Raw genomic sequence first — 1,757 nt, 5'->3', positions numbered from 1 at the left:
GATGAACCTCCACGGTTAGGTTTCGCCTATCTGGCGGTGCTGCGATTACCCATGCATAATTAATTCCTGTTAGGGTTGTGCTAAAGTTTGGATGGTAGCCTCTTGGTATAAGTACAACGTCGTAGTCATGAACTACATATGCCCTCTCATCATCCTCATCAATGATTAATTGAACTCCAAAGCCTGGGTCAATACCGTAAAATATGTATGTCTCTGGTTTATCATCATGCCTATGCGGTGGATAACTGGTCCACTCACCCTTTAAACCCTCCACATAACCGGCTATAAAACGTTCAGCCTTATCACCTTCACCGATCATCACCACTACAGTTCTCCTATAACCTGGTTGATTAATAAAATACGACTCCGCATCCTTAAGTCTCTTAACATAAAATTCATACTTCGTTTGAGCAGGTGTCTCAGCTATATAAACCACAGAATCCTTATTAACTCTTAGGGAAACTTCCGTGTCAATAGGCACATAAGCCATATCCTTCTCGTTCAAATTCTCACCGTTAACAATAACCGAGCCTTTTAACGGGAAAAAAAGCCTTTCAACCTTCTTAGCATTAAGAACAATATCAAGAGCCTCGGCAGCCTTTAAATTATATATGGAAAAACCACCATAATCAAAGATCCGAATCAACTTATTATACTCCTTCCTATCCTTAAACAACATAGTTTTAAGAAAAAAAGTGAATTTTTAAATTTTACTCATTTATTAAAAAGATTATCCCGTAATTGCCTTCAGATATGGGCTTAATTCACTAACGGCCTGTAGTTGGTATTGATATAGTTGGACTGTTTGCTTATTAAGTATGAATGGACCAGTGGTAACATTGTATGGAGGTGCTATGCCATAGCATAGGTATAAGTACATCTCCACCACAGGCATAAAGCCTTGGGCAAATGGTTGTTGATCAACAGTACCTATTACTGTACCGTTCTCTATACCTTGAATTGTTACGTTATCGATATCGAAAGCCATTATATAAACCTTCCCTTGTAAATTAAGATCCTTTACAGCGGCAACGGCAGGATCGGTTCCAGCGGGTCCTAATGTGACCATTAACTGCGTATTTGGATGTGCCTCGAGGTACGACTCTATTGTTGATAACGACTCAGCATAGTTAAGCGATATCGGCATAACATTAATTGTGGCGTTAATGCCGGAAGCTTTAAACTCGTTTTCGACTCCCTCAATTCTGAGGGTTAATCCAAGAAGTCCGGGTTCATGATTGAAAATAACAATGTTTGTAGGTGGTTTTCCATAAGTTTTTTCATACCATTGAATCATGTACTGGGCTGCGCCAACACCAGCGCCATAGTCGTATTGACCAACATAACCTAGCGTCTCGTTATAAGGAAAGCCGGGTAAACTACCTGGTGGTGGTACTACATTAACTACAATAACGGGTATACCATCTGAATACGCCTCTTGAATAATGGGCTCAAATGCCGTACCCGAGGGTACAGTTATAATCAACCCACTAGGTTTAGCGGCTAAAGCCGATTGAGCTAGTTCAACCATTTCAGATATTGAAAATGTGCTTGGTGCTTCGTATATAACGGTCATATTGAATAAGTGCCCTGCATATACGGCAGCTTCAATAACAGGTATCCAAAACGGATCAGTCGGCGAGCCGTGAGATATGAAATACACCACTAATTTCTGGTCGGGATGCGCTGGACAAACAGCAGACGTCACAGGTGTAACCGTAACTTTGGATGGTTTAGAGACAGAAACATAGGCCAAG

At 40.9% G+C, this 1,757-nt stretch carries 2 protein-coding genes; both read right to left on the bottom strand.

Annotated features, from left to right (window positions below; all coding sequences use genetic code 11):
* The coding region (locus AT710_09710) for a hypothetical protein (GenBank protein ID KUO89921.1) at positions 1-679 on the bottom strand (679 nt) is incomplete at its 3' end.
* Between the two features lie 51 nt (positions 680-730).
* Positions 731-1,757: hypothetical protein (locus AT710_09705; protein ID KUO89920.1), on the bottom strand; the 1,027-nt coding region annotated here is incomplete at its 5' end.

The sequence above is a fragment of the Thermocladium sp. ECH_B genome, from assembly GCA_001516585.1.
Classification (GTDB): domain Archaea; phylum Thermoproteota; class Thermoprotei; order Thermoproteales; family Thermocladiaceae; genus Thermocladium.
Note: the sequence above shows the minus strand (reverse complement) of the source record. Positions and strands in the feature narration are given on the sequence as shown.